13 protein-coding genes are annotated in these 11533 nt (G+C 56.6%); 7 read left to right on the top strand and 6 right to left on the bottom strand.

Features of this window, described 5'->3' with window-relative positions; genetic code table 11:
- The 6 genes from AXW11_RS03470 to AXW11_RS03445 form a co-directional block, all read left to right on the top strand.
- The coding region (locus AXW11_RS03470; RefSeq protein WP_286791827.1) for an efflux RND transporter permease subunit at positions 1-753 on the top strand (753 nt) is incomplete at its 5' end.
- 15 nt (positions 754-768) lie between these two features.
- Positions 769-1203 (top strand): ECs_2282 family putative zinc-binding protein, encoded by a 435-nt coding sequence (locus tag AXW11_RS03465; protein WP_286791826.1) that lies wholly within the window; start codon positions 769-771, stop codon positions 1201-1203.
- Positions 1200-1670 carry a DUF8453 domain-containing protein gene (locus AXW11_RS03460; protein ID WP_286791825.1) on the top strand — a complete coding sequence of 157 codons (471 nt, stop codon included), beginning with the start codon at positions 1200-1202 and terminating at the stop codon, positions 1668-1670. The genes AXW11_RS03465 and AXW11_RS03460 overlap by 4 nt, the downstream gene beginning before the upstream one ends.
- A 107-nt stretch (positions 1671-1777) precedes the next feature.
- Positions 1778-2263: a hypothetical protein gene (locus AXW11_RS03455; RefSeq protein WP_286791824.1), complete on the top strand. Its 486-nt coding sequence runs from the start codon at positions 1778-1780 to the stop codon at positions 2261-2263.
- Between the two features lies 1 nt (position 2264).
- Positions 2265-3116 (top strand): SEC-C metal-binding domain-containing protein, encoded by an 852-nt coding sequence (locus tag AXW11_RS03450; protein ID WP_286791823.1) that lies wholly within the window; start codon positions 2265-2267, stop codon positions 3114-3116.
- Between the two features lie 418 nt (positions 3117-3534).
- A complete protein-coding gene (locus tag AXW11_RS03445; protein WP_286791822.1) occupies positions 3535-4683 on the top strand; it encodes a zinc-binding dehydrogenase in 1149 nt (382 codons plus the stop codon).
- A gap of 51 nt (positions 4684-4734) precedes the next feature.
- On the opposite strand, the gene AXW11_RS03440 is transcribed toward AXW11_RS03445, so the two are convergent.
- Entirely contained in the window at positions 4735-5364 is a 630-nt protein-coding gene (locus tag AXW11_RS03440) for a TetR/AcrR family transcriptional regulator (protein ID WP_286791821.1), read from the bottom strand.
- A gap of 86 nt (positions 5365-5450) precedes the next feature.
- Between AXW11_RS03440 and AXW11_RS03435 the strand changes: the two genes are divergently transcribed.
- Entirely contained in the window at positions 5451-6383 is a 933-nt protein-coding gene (locus tag AXW11_RS03435; RefSeq protein ID WP_286791820.1) for an oxygenase MpaB family protein, read from the top strand.
- 48 nt (positions 6384-6431) lie between these two features.
- Here AXW11_RS03435 and AXW11_RS03430 read toward each other — a convergent pair whose 3' ends face one another.
- The 5 genes from AXW11_RS03430 to AXW11_RS03410 form a co-directional block, all read right to left on the bottom strand.
- Positions 6432-7433, bottom strand: a complete 1002-nt coding sequence (locus tag AXW11_RS03430; RefSeq protein WP_286791819.1) for an alpha/beta hydrolase family protein — start codon at positions 7431-7433, stop codon at positions 6432-6434.
- Positions 7433-8284 (bottom strand): hypothetical protein, encoded by an 852-nt coding sequence (locus AXW11_RS03425; protein WP_286791818.1) that lies wholly within the window; start codon positions 8282-8284, stop codon positions 7433-7435. The genes AXW11_RS03430 and AXW11_RS03425 overlap by 1 nt, the downstream gene beginning before the upstream one ends.
- Before the next feature lie 6 nt (positions 8285-8290).
- Positions 8291-9562: a saccharopine dehydrogenase family protein gene (locus AXW11_RS03420; protein ID WP_286791817.1), complete on the bottom strand. Its 1272-nt coding sequence runs from the start codon at positions 9560-9562 to the stop codon at positions 8291-8293.
- Positions 9563-9704: 142 nt separating this feature from the next.
- The gene (locus tag AXW11_RS03415) at positions 9705-10340 is read right to left on the bottom strand and encodes a TetR/AcrR family transcriptional regulator (RefSeq protein ID WP_286791816.1); all 636 of its coding nucleotides are present in this window, start codon (positions 10338-10340) and stop codon (positions 9705-9707) included.
- Between the two features lie 158 nt (positions 10341-10498).
- On the bottom strand, positions 10499-11533 hold a 1035-nt coding region (locus AXW11_RS03410; protein ID WP_286791814.1), incomplete at its 5' end, for a GMC family oxidoreductase.

Here is an 11533-nt window from a genome sequence, read left to right as displayed (position 1 = left end):
CTGAAAGCCGCCGACGGTGCCTGGGTGCGCCTCATGGAGGTGGCGGATGTATCCCTGGTGTCCGGCCCGCCGCAGATCAGCCGCGACGACGTGCAACGCCGCGTGGTTATCCAGGCCAACGTGGCCGGTCGCGACATGGGCTCCGTGGTGGCCGACATTCAACGCGCCATCGACACCGAGGTGGATCTGCCCCCCGGCTACAGCGTGGACATCGGCGGTCAGTACGAAAACCAGCAGCGCGCCCAGCAACGCCTGGCCATGGTGGTCCCCGTGGCCGTGGGGCTGATTGCCCTGTTGCTCTACTTCGCCTTCGGCTCCGTGTCCCAGGCCGCCCTGATCCTGGTCAACGTGCCCCTGGCGCTCATCGGCGGCATCCTCGCCCTGGCGCTCAGCGGCCAGTACCTGTCCGTGCCCAGTTCGGTGGGCTTTATCACTCTGTTCGGGGTGGCGGTGCTCAATGGGGTGGTGATGGTGGAAGCCATCAATCATCGCCTGCGGGATGGAGAAGCATTGGACGTTGCCGTCTTCGAAGGCGCGGTGTCGCGGCTGCGCCCGGTATTGATGACCGCGCTCACCTCCATGCTGGGGTTGATTCCCATGTTGCTGGCGACGGGTGTGGGCAGTGAAGTGCAGCGGCCATTGGCGGTAGTGATAGTGGGTGGGCTGGTGTCGGCCACGGCCTTGACGTTGTTGGTGTTGCCGAGTCTTTATGGGGTGTTTTCGAAGGGGAAGGTGGAGGAGTTACAGCGCTGAAAAAGGGTTGGTCGTTTGGACAGTGTTATTGGTCAGGGCAAAAGAAGAGGTCAAGATATTGAATCATGCGACCAGCTTGGGGTTTGTAACGTACTGAGAATTATGGTTTCTCTTTCATTATGCAAATTATTAAGCTGTGATATGAAGCCGGCGCGTTCATTGGATATTCGCGCCGGCTTCCTAATACCTGTTACACGTACATGGAGAGTTCATCGCATGATTAAAACAGAGCATATATCAATCCAGTGTCCTGAATGTGGACACACTGAATTTGAGCAGCCGGAAGACGTAAAAGACGACGATTTTGTGAAATGCAATCAGTGTGGATTCGAGATTATGTTAGCGGATCTTAGGGAAGTTGGCCTTGAGCAAGCTCGCGAGGCAGTAATTCCTGAGGCAAAGAAAGAAATTGAGAAAATGCTCAAAAAGGCATTTAAAGGCTTTAAATGAGCATCTTCGAAACTCTCACATTACTTGTATCAGTCCTAGCGGTAATTATTTCAACAATATCTCTAGTTCGGACTCGACAACTGGCAAAAGAACAACTGGAATTTGAGAGAGTTACCGCTGAGCTTTCTCGGCTTCAAATTCAAAGCTTGGAAGAAGATCGAGAAAGTAAGACAAAGCCTAAGTTTAACGTAACTCTATCTAAGCTTGGAAAGTCATCTTTTTTCTATATTTCAAATACGGGAGAGGGTACAGCCTATGAGGTTAATTTTGAACTCGTAGATTGTGAAGATAGCCCGCTAACAAGCGACCTATCGGAGAAATTTCCTCATCCCGAAATGAAGCCAAACTCAAGAGTAAAATTGATAGCGGCAATGCATCTAGGTAGTCCGTCAAAATATCAAGTTAAGTTGTCCTGGAAAAACTCTTCTGGAGAAAGCCAAAGTGAAATATTCTGGGTCACTCGGTAAAGTGCGTGTAACAAACGCATGTTGTTCGCCCCTGCGGGGCTGGGACCTCCGTTCCGCTGCGCTTCACTCCGGCCCCAAATGCGGGCGTTAGGAAATGGAGAAATAGCTTGAACCTCGAGCCAGAAAACAAACACTCCTTATTAGAACTAGAAGATTTAGAAATTCTGAATGAGATCCCGAGTGCCCCTAAGGGCATTACGGTACTGCCCGAGTCGTATCGTGATATTGATGGGTTGATAGTTAAAGCAGATGCAGGGGATTTTACTAAGTGGGTAAAGTTCAATGCTCCAGAAATTGAGATAACCGCTAGTGAGGGACATAGCAAGCTGGCGTTGCGCTCTGGAGACTATTGGCTTCCACTGGTTTTCCTGGCTAGCGATGTGTCACTACCCTTATACCTTAATATCGTTTCAAACTATTTGCATGAGAAAATGCGAGGGGCTTTGAAGGGTGACCAAGCGCGAGTTCACTTAAGCGCAGTATACGAAGACAAGAAAGAAGGGAAGATTAAGAGGTTCGATTTTGAGGGAGATGCAGAGTCACTAAAGTCGGCGATCAAAAAGTTTGATTTGAATAAATTTATGGACGAGTGATGTGTTTAATACACCGGAAGCAAAATCTGTCTACAATGATGTACGGCCTCTTATTATTAAGGGACTTCAGGAAATCGACAAAAAACAATTTCATGAGATAGACAAAGGTCTATCAGAGGCATGCGCTATTTTGGCCGCAAGCCGATCTGATTGTGATGAGGATGATCTATATCTCAATGATCTATATGTCATAAATGCGATTGTTGATTTTCTAAATTCATATGTACGCCTGTGGCAAAATATTTTAGGTGAGCATTTCTCGGAGTCATGGTCTAACCTGCAGGATTGCCTTGACTTATTGAGGGTAATTAAAAAATTCTCAGACGTATCAGTCGAGCACTTTGAGAGTCAATTACTCGCATTAGAGCGGCTTTACCCATACGGTGTATTCTTTAGCATTGGCGCAACAGTTGAATATTTTGAGTGCAGTATCTGCGGGAAGGATATCGACTCTCTTAGTTGCCCTCATGTTAAAGGTGAGCTCTATTCGGGCCTGATGGCAGTTGGAGTGGCTAAGAATATAAGTCAGTTTGACCACGTTGCTATTGTGTCACGGCCAGAAGATAAGCGATGTACGGTGCAGTATGAGAACGATGGTGAGCATTTCCATGTTGTTCGCTACTTATCTCGCTTGCTTAATGATGATGCGTTTCCTATTTCTCACTTTAAGGAGCTCGAGTTTTCGAAGGTAAGGAAAAAGAATCCGGATTTCCAAAAGCAAGGCAGAAATGAAGTGTGTGCATGTGGAAGTGGGAAAAAATTCAAAAAATGTTGCATCGACAAAAAATACATCGAAAGTGATCATGTTGAAATTGTTCCGAAGCCATTTGATCCGACGTTTGCAATTTCCTAACAATCGCAGGCACAGGGAAAAAATTTCGCTTCGCTACAATTTTGCCCGTGCTGCGGGCGATATCCGGGGTCAGATACCCTCTTGAAGGTCAAGCCCATTCATTGCAATTTCAGCATTAAATGGCATGCCAGGGAACACGAGGGTCAGGTCTTGCCCCGTGCGTTTGAGTCGAGTTCAACCAGTCCTATTCATTAGCCCAACTTTTCGCACCTTTCCGAAGTCGTTCTCTAATCAGAACAATCCCCGCTTGCTACTGTGAATCCGAGCACTATAAATTTATGCGTGTTCCTGATCTCGACAGGGACTTCTCATTGCTTTCTGGGAATGAGCCATTTGGCTCCATACGACCTGTTTCCCCATGCCTGTTGCGCGACACTATGAGCATGCCAATCAAGCCAGCCTGCCATAAGGAAAAGCCATGAAAGCGGTTGTTTGCCACCACGGTGACTTTACGGTCCAGGACGTTGCTGAGCCGGAACCGGGCAAGGGTCAGATACTTCTGAATGTGTTGCGTTGCGGCATCTGCGGGTCGGACCTGCATGCGCGCCATCACGCGGATGAACTGGCGGAGGCCACCGAGCGGGTCGGTTACCCGCACATCATGCGCAGCCATGAGCATGTGGTGCTGGGGCACGAGTTTGTGGGGGAGATTGCAGACTACGGACCGAAGACCCATCGCCGCTGGAAGTCGGGCAAGCGCGTTGTGGCCATGCCCATGCGGCGCAATAACGGGGTGGCGCATCTGACTGGCCTGTCCACCCTGGCCCCCGGCGCCTATGCCGAACGGGTGCTGGTGGAAGAGTCGCTGGCCTTTCCTGTCACCAACGGTATTTCCGATGACCATGCGGCGCTGACCGAACCCATGGCGGTGTCCCTGCATGCGGTGAACCGCTCCGGGATAGGCCGTCGTGACACGGCCATCGTGATTGGGTGCGGGCCCATTGGTCTCGGGGTGATTGCCATGCTCAAGGCCAAGGGGGTGCGTCATATTGTCGCCAGTGATCTTTCCCCTACCCGTCGCAAGCTGGCCAAGGCCATGGGCGCCCATGTGGTGGTGGACCCGTCTCAGGGCAGCCCCTATGAGGGCATGGCAAAGCGCGGTTTTGTGGTGAATGCGCCACAGCTGTTCGATATGGCCCTGGATGGCATGGCCAAGCTGCGCATGACGCCGTTCCCCTGGGAGCCTCTGTGGCGGGCGGCGGAAGTGGCCGGGGTGACCGACCCGAAACGGCCGGTGATTTTCGAGTGCGTGGGGATTCCGGGGATGATCGAAAGTATCGTCGCGGATGCGCCGTTACGCGCCTGCATTGTGGTGGTGGGCGTCTGCATGAAACAGGACCATTTTTTCCCGGTGAACGCCATCAACAAGGAAGTGGACCTGCGTTTTACCCTGGGCTATACGCCCATCGAATTCCGCGATGCGCTGCACATGATTGCCGAAGGCAAAGTAAAAGTGGATCCCATGATTACCGGCACGGTGGGGTTGTCCGGTGTGGACGAGGCCTTTGCCGCATTGGGTAATCCGGAGCAGCACGCCAAGATCCTGATTGATCCGGGCAGGGTCTGAGAATAAAGGGAAAGAGCGGGGTGGTTGCGGCCTTAGATGGCGGCCTGTGACTCAGGCCGCCCGGAAAGCCTGACACATGCAGCGCCCGAAAAAGTCCCCCAGTGTTTCTGCGTTCCAGTCCGTGCCGGGTGTCAGCAGTAGTCGCACCGCTGCTTCACAGGACGACATGAACAGCTCTACCAACACCGGCAGTTTGCGTTCGATATCCGGTGTTTGCCACCAGTGTGCCATGGCCGGCGCGATCCAGCGGGCGGCGTTGTCGGCGACGACCTGGCGAGCCCCCAGGAAGCGGTCCGCCACGGCCGGGTCCGGGTTGGCGTTGAAGACCAGTCGCCAGGACGTGGGCCGTTCCGCGACTACGGTCAGCAGCGCCCGGTAGCCATCGATAAAGGCCGCCTCCGGGTTGTCCCCACGGGCGCTGTGCAGCGCTTCCAGTACCCCCTCCAGCATGTGCTCGCCTTCCCGGGCCAGCAGCGCCTCGAACAGTTCGACGCGATCCCCGAAACAGGAATAGACCACTGGCCGGCTGACACCGAGCTGATTGGCGACGGCGCTGAGGGTCACGGCCCCGATGCCGTTTTCCACGGCAAGGGTCAGGGCAGCATCCAGGATTTGCGGGCGTCGGCGGTCCGGCCCCAGATGGGCGGCGCGTTCGCGGGGTTTGAGTTTTTGTGTCGGCATGGGGAGAGTTTACTACACTCTTGCAGGAAATTCCTACACTGGTGTATAAAGTGCCCAGTTGCGAGAATTTGATGAGGAATTTCACCATGAAACCGTCCACAAACCGGCCCTTGCGGTCGCTGGATTACGGCTTTTTCGGCCCGGGCTCACCGAGCTGGAAGATTTGGACTGCACCCACCGCGCTGATCGGCTTCCAGCGCTCGGTGGTGCTGGAACACTTTGATCCCTTCCTGACGGCGGCGGTTGCCGACATGCGCGGGATCTACCGGGACCCGCACGGGCGCCTGGATCGTACCCTGGCGTATTTCCTTACCGTGGCGGTGGCAGACAGCCGCACCGCGATCGAGGCATCGGACCTGTTGATGCGGGTGCATGCCAAGGTCTCCGGTATTGAGCCGATCAGCGGTAAGCGCTACAGCGCCAATAGCCCGGAATCCCAGTTGTGGATTCATCTCACCGGCTGGCACTCCGTGCTCAAGTGTTATGAGGTTTACGGTCCGGGGCCGCTGCCAGCGGAAGAGGAGCAGCGTTATTGGGAAGAGTGCGCCATCGCTGCGGAATTGCAGACCTGCGACCCGGCGGACGTGCCGCGTTCCCGGGAAGGCATTCGTGAGTACTTCGAGTCCGTGCGCCCGCGTCTGTGCAGCTCCGAGCGGGCCCTGGAAGGCATGCACTACCTGCTGCGCACGCCATACAGTAATGCGGGCGTGGCCTTCTGGGCCGTAAGTCGGTTTATCGCCCCGGCCACCATCGCCACGTTGCCGAAATGGATGCGCGAACTGGGCGGTTTCGACCAGCCCGCGGCCATGGACATGGCCATCAAGCCATTGGCACGCACCATGGATCGCCTGGGCAGGTCGCCAGCCATGAAAGTGCGGGCGCTGCGTTTGTCCGCCCCGCGTACGGCCGCCGTCATGCGTGAGCACTTGCAATCTGAGCCTCCGACACTCACGGCAACCGTCAGTCCGCAGGAAGCCCGGGAAAAGTACGGCAAGCCGTTGCGCGCGCAAAGCGCCTAGGACCCGGGGACTGGGCGACGGGAATTCGGCCGGTCCCTGTGCTCCGCGTTATCTGTCCCCATCACAAGGCTGCTTGGCCAGCCATTGATCCAGTACGGGCTTGAGTCGTGGTGAGACGGCGTCATCACCAAACAGGTGGAGTTTGATGAGAAAAACCAGGCCTGGATTCTGGGTGTTGAAGTGGCGGCTATCCAGTAGTGAGTGGGTAGCGCCGTGGAGCACATCAATCTGGAAGTGTGGGTGAGTCTGGCGCAGCGATTCCAGAAAGCTTTCGGTGTGGCGGATATCGACATTGAGGTCGTCTTCGCCAAGCAGCATGAGCAGGGGCTGCGTTATTTTCGGGTACTCTGCAGACGCGTCCGCATGGAGGTTCTTCAGGGCAAACACGAATCTGTCGGGTGACATGGGCGACTCCTGGTCGGGCACCGATGCCAGATAGTCGGCGTAGGACGGTCTGCTCGCCAGGAAGGCCAGGTGGCGTTGGTATTGCTGTCGGGCCTGTTGCAGGGTTTGCGGGGTGGCGCCCTGTCTTTGCAGCCGTGTCTGTGTCAGGTACCACCCCTGCTCGGCCCAGTTGATGGCGAACCCGACGCCAATCAGGAAGTCCACGCCGGAGTGCTGGTTGGCGACGGCCGGAACGACCCAGCCCGCCTGGCTGAAACCCAGCAAGCCCAGGGTCTGCTGTGAACCAAAGCGACGCTCCACATACGCAATGGCCGCTAACACTTCCTGCTGCCGGTCCGCCATGCTCTGCTGAAGCCAGTTGCCCGAGGAGTCGCCGACGCCGGGTTTATCCCAGGACAGCACCCCGTAGCCCCGTTCACGAAGTGGCTTCCAGATGAGGGGGTAATAGCCATGGGCTTCCCGGTCGAGGGGGCCATCTCCGTGTACCGTTATGATCACGCCGCAGGCAGGTCGCTCCGGATACGGGGGAAGATAAACCCCGCTCAGCGTGTTGCCATTGCTGTCGAAGTGGATGGTCTCGGCATGGAGCAGGGGGCACAAACACAGCACAAGCAGTGCGCTAACCCGCGTTATGATTCGCACCATCAACTCTCCTCTTTTTCTGCCTGTTTGCCTTGATCCTGCGGATGAATTCTCCATTCCACGGTCTTGCCCGGTGTCGAGCGACGCAGCAAGGAAAAGTGCGGTATTCCATCGGCTTGCTGCTGCATGCACAGGGTCAGGGTTTCCATGTCGGCAAGGTCCAGTTGGTAGCAATGCCCCGAATGCGCGGAACTATGGAAAGGCGTTACCTTTGCTTCGCGCATATGGGGGTGCGGACTATCAAGCAGTGCGAGCCGGTCGGGCAGGGTTTTGCCGGCATGCAGCCAGTGTAGGGGCAAGAACGGCAGGCTGATGAGATCGTCCGACTCGGGAAAGCGGGCATCGGTGTCCCGCGCTTGGCTGCCGCCCAGCAACAGGGAGGAATAGCTGAGGACTTCCCCGGCTGCCGATGAGGCGCTCCCGATAGCGGCAAGCGCCAGCTCGACAAACTGGGCGTCCTCTTTTTCGCTGGCAGAGGTGATGGGGCTGGCCATGACCCAGATTTCCCCGTCCACGGACGCCATGCGTGACCAGTAGCGCGTTTCTCCCTGGTGATGTTTTAGGTCGGCGAACAGCAGGCGACCGGAGGGGGCGTATTGTTCGATGCGGGAAACGGTGATGTCAGTACTGCCCAGAAAACCGGGTTCGCGGTATGTGATGCTTTCGCGAATTTCTGTTCCGGTGCCCTGGATGGTCACATCACGGGTGGCCGCACCAACCCGCTTGTCATTGAGATAAATGTCGTAGCTATGTCGCCAATGCCCGGAGAGTGAATGGGGGTGGGCCACTGTCACCAGCAACAACAAGGTGAGCGCCAGGATGGTTTTTCGATTCCGGTTTGTGTCGGTTCGCATCTGGGGTTATCGGGTCCGTGCTGAGTGGGTCTGGGGAAGGCGAAGCGGGGTGTAGGGCTGATCGATTTGTTGAGTCTGGCAATCCACATAGCCGGTGGCGTCGACGCCGTCATCCAGGATCATGTGAGTGGCCAGTTGCCGGAAAAAAATATCGGGATTCACGCAGGCTTCGGGTGCCATGACACCGTGCGGTTTGATCTCCCCGTTGATGAGCATCCTGAGAATGATGGCGGTGGGCAGGCAGGTGGAATGCGCCATGTCATCTGCCTTGAGTCGTGCTCGCATGCGCACACCCGTGATACGGGTTTTACCATTGCCATCAGGTCCTCTTGCCACGGCGCCGAGCGGGGGCAGGAAACGCCGGAACCGGTCTTTGACCCGATGGATCAGGTAATGGGCAATGTCCTGAGGCTGGATGGTGGAATCAGACAGAATGCCGGTGAGCACCATGGCCGCTTTTTGAATGGACTGAGGGTCATTCTGGTCCACCCCCTTCGCCGCTTTTTCCAGGGCATAAATCAGGTAGCCGGGCATGTTCATCAGGTTGAGCGATTGCCTGATGCGGGGATAGTAACGGGGCAGGGTGATCGGTTCCGGGTGGCCGACAACATGGCAGCGATCTGAGCCGCTGCCAGGAAACGCAAGGTGTATCGCTTGCAGCGGGGTTACAGGAGTGAGGGTGCCGTGTTGGTATACCTTCACCTGGCCCGAGACTTGTTGAATCCAGTGCTGGGTGGCGGCGGTGGGGTTGCCAGCGCTGTCGAGCAGGCTCAACTCTTCCTCCTGCAGCAAGGGGCCGCCCGTTCCCCAGAAGGTATAGATCTCTTCAGCGTGAGGCTGTGCCGCCAGCGCCCGGGCGGCCAGCAGGTTGGAAACCCCGGGGCTGGCACCGGCACCAATGATGGCGGTAACACGGTTGTCCCTGGCGAGTGGGTCCAGGGTCAGCATGTCCATGGTGGGTTCGGGATCATCACAGATATCCAGATAGTGAACCCCCGCCTGGATTGCCGCCGACAGCACGCGGGGGCCGAACAGGTAGTAGGGACCGATGGTGGAGACCACCACATCGCACCCCTGCAGCCCCTGTTTCAGGGAGCGATCACACTGCGCATCCACATGGATGGCGCTGGCCTTGCGGCCCAGTGATTTGGCAAACGCGCTGGCTTTTGCCTGATCCCTGTCGGCGATCACGATGTCTGATATCGCCGGGTCGTCAATCATGGCGCGCACGGCAACGCTGCCCATTTCTCCGCAACCCCCCAGAGCCAGAATTCTCATTACGTTGTCCCGCACGTCCGCTATGGCAAACAGGGTACGAGCGAAATTTGCCAATATCAAGTAATTACTTGATATGCGATGCGCAGGCGGTCGGCCGCTCTGGCAAGAGTCGGTGGGGTGACAGAAAAGAGGGAGGGGAAAGCTATCTTTTCGAGTGTCGAACCAGTGCCATGATCATCTCGGCACAATGCTCAGCGATGCTGTCATGCTCGGAGGCGTCCATGTCCGCCGCAATACTGATAGCGCCCCAGATGCTGACCAGCATGAAAGCGGATGGCACTGGCAGGCGGCTCGGGTCCACGTCAGGGTGCTGGGCGAGAATGTCTTCCGCACAGGCGGTGATGGATTGCTCAACGATCTTGTTGTCCAGGGGAAGGAGGTTTTTTCTTGTCTTGATGGCGCGTTCCAGTTCCACGGCGGCTTGCGGAGAGACACCATCGATATTCAGCAAATCCAGAACATAGGACTTGTAGGATGCCTTCAGGCTGTTTGGCTTCCGATGCATGCCAAGGCGCTTGTCGGCGATGGCGCTGACCTTGTCAAACCATCGGGTGTAGAGCGCGTGCAGGATGGAATCCTTGTTGGGAAAATAATGATAGAGCGTGGAGATGTTGATGCCGGAATCGGCGGCGATGCGGTTGGTATTGAGCGCCTCGACGCCTTCGTGTTCGATGATTTCCAGTGACACGGCAAGGATTCTGTTGAAGGTATTCAGGGCGCGTCCTTTTTCCGGATGATAATACTCAATCGTCCCTGTTTTTCGTGACGTTGCTGCCACCTGATTTCTCCTTCAGCGATCTTGCCTTGCGATGAGTTGGTTGATTGTAACACGCGCTCACGGGTCCCCATGCTCCAGAAAGGCAGGCTGATCGCCAGTCGTTTCTGGAGCGCCTATCAAGACAAAGGTCTTCTTTCAGCGTGGAAGACTCTCGGGGGCTATTTCACCCGCGATTGCCCGCGAATCATATCCACCGCCTTTTCCGCAATCATCATGGCCGGCGCATTGGTGTTGCCGCCGATCAGGGTGGGCATGATGGACGCATCGATGACACGTAAGCCTTCGATGCCATGGACGCGCAATTGCGGGTCGACCACCGCCTGTTCATCGGTGCCCATCTTGCAGGAGCCCACCGGGTGATAAACGGTGTCGGCGCGCTGGCGGATCACGTCGCGAATCTCATCGTCGCTTTTCACGTCGGCGGTGAACATGTCTTTCTTCATCCAGCGTTTGAGTGACGGCGCTTCCATGATTTTTCGGGTGATCTTGTAGCCTTGCACCATGTCTTCCAGGTCCTGGGGGTCTTCCAGGAAGGCCGGGTCGATCAGGGGCAGGTCGTCCGGGTTGGCGCTGGCCAGTTGCACGCTGCCGCGGCTGCGCGGGCGCAGCAGGCAGACATGGCAGGAGTAACCCTGAGTGAAATGCATCTTGCGACCGTGGTCGTCTACCAGGGCAGTGACCATGTGCAGTTGCAGATCCGGGGCGGTCAGTTCCGGCCGGGTTTTCAGGAAGGCGCCGGCTTCCGCGAAGTTGGAGGTCCACAGGCCGCGTCGTTCCTTGCGATAGGTGCCCATGGCCATTAGCGCCCGCCACATGCCCGCCGGTGACAGACCAAAAGTGGCCGGGCTGTCGGTGGTGTAGCCGAAAATAAAATCCGGATGATCCTGCAGGTTCTTGCCCACGCCGGGAAGATGATGCACCACGGGGATGTTGTGCTTTTTCAGTTCCTCGCTATCGCCTACCCCGGATAGCATCAGCAGTTGCGGGGACTGAAAGGCGCCGGCGGACAGCAGCACTTCCTTGCGGGCTGAGGCGGTGCGCAGCTGCTTGCCTTGCTTGAATTCCACACCCACGGCACGTTTGCCGTCGAAGACAATGCGCTGAACCTGGGCGTTGGTTTCCACGGTCAGGTTGCTGCGATCCATATGCGGGAACAGGTAAGCCCGGGCACTGCTCCAGCGTTCGCCGTCTTT

The sequence above is a fragment of the Marinobacter sp. Hex_13 genome, assembly GCF_001566815.1.
GTDB classification, from domain to species: domain Bacteria; phylum Pseudomonadota; class Gammaproteobacteria; order Pseudomonadales; family Oleiphilaceae; genus Marinobacter; species Marinobacter salarius.
This window is presented reverse-complemented; position numbering and strand designations above follow the sequence as displayed.

Excerpts from the sequence above, each read along its gene's own strand:
- AXW11_RS03440 (WP_286791821.1), bottom strand. The coding sequence starts at position 5,364 with ATGCCGACACAAAAACTCAAACCCCGCGAACGCGCCGCCCATCTGGGG.
- AXW11_RS03435 (WP_286791820.1), top strand. The coding sequence starts at position 5,451 with ATGAAACCGTCCACAAACCGGCCCTTGCGGTCGCTGGATTACGGCTTT.
- AXW11_RS03445 (WP_286791822.1), top strand. The coding sequence starts at position 3,535 with ATGAAAGCGGTTGTTTGCCACCACGGTGACTTTACGGTCCAGGACGTT.
- AXW11_RS03430 (WP_286791819.1), bottom strand. The coding sequence starts at position 7,433 with ATGGTGCGAATCATAACGCGGGTTAGCGCACTGCTTGTGCTGTGTTTG.
- AXW11_RS03420 (WP_286791817.1), bottom strand. The coding sequence starts at position 9,562 with ATGAGAATTCTGGCTCTGGGGGGTTGCGGAGAAATGGGCAGCGTTGCC.
- AXW11_RS03425 (WP_286791818.1), bottom strand. The coding sequence starts at position 8,284 with ATGCGAACCGACACAAACCGGAATCGAAAAACCATCCTGGCGCTCACC.
- AXW11_RS03460 (WP_286791825.1), top strand. The coding sequence starts at position 1,200 with ATGAGCATCTTCGAAACTCTCACATTACTTGTATCAGTCCTAGCGGTA.